The 510-nt window shown below is 48.0% G+C and carries 2 protein-coding genes; both read left to right on the top strand.

Annotated features, from left to right (window positions below; all coding sequences use genetic code 11):
* The coding region (locus NNC77_RS16640) for a tyrosine-type recombinase/integrase (protein WP_254971983.1) at positions 1-248 on the top strand (248 nt) is incomplete at its 5' end.
* A partial coding sequence (locus NNC77_RS16635; RefSeq protein ID WP_254971981.1) for a hypothetical protein occupies positions 245-510 on the top strand: 266 nt, incomplete at its 3' end. The genes NNC77_RS16640 and NNC77_RS16635, both read left to right, overlap by 4 nt.

Raw genomic sequence — 510 nt, 5'->3', positions numbered from 1 at the left:
GTGTGGCTTTGGGTATAAATGAGAACCTTACCGCACACGTTGCAAGACATACATTCGGAGTAAACATGGTTACTTCGGGCATATCAATGGAAAGCATCGCCAAGATGATGGGGCATTCCAACCTGCGAAGCACCCAGGTCTATGCCGTCATCACCGATGACAAGATATCCAAGGACATGGACAAGCTGATGCAGCGCAGAGAAACAAAAGAAACTGACCAGAATAAAAATAAGGAGGACGGGAAATGAACAGAGGAGTTATAACAATCAGCGAGAGCGGAACGGTATCCATGCCGACCGATACTGTATGGATGACCATGCAGGAGATTGCCGACATGTATAATGTGTTCGGCTGCTATGTGCGCAAGGCTGTCAAGACTGTATTCAAGGACGGCATTCTGAAAGAGCAGGGTGTGCGTCGTCATGTCAGGAAGAACGACCGCATCAGCTATGATGTGTATAGCCTTGAACTCGTCATTGCGGTAGCCTTCCGTATTGACAGCATTGAGAG

The sequence above is a fragment of the Segatella copri genome (genome assembly GCF_024330485.1).
GTDB lineage: Bacteria > Bacteroidota > Bacteroidia > Bacteroidales > Bacteroidaceae > Prevotella > Prevotella copri_L.
The sequence above is the reverse complement of the archived record's forward strand: the minus strand, read 5'-3'. Positions and strand labels throughout refer to the sequence as shown.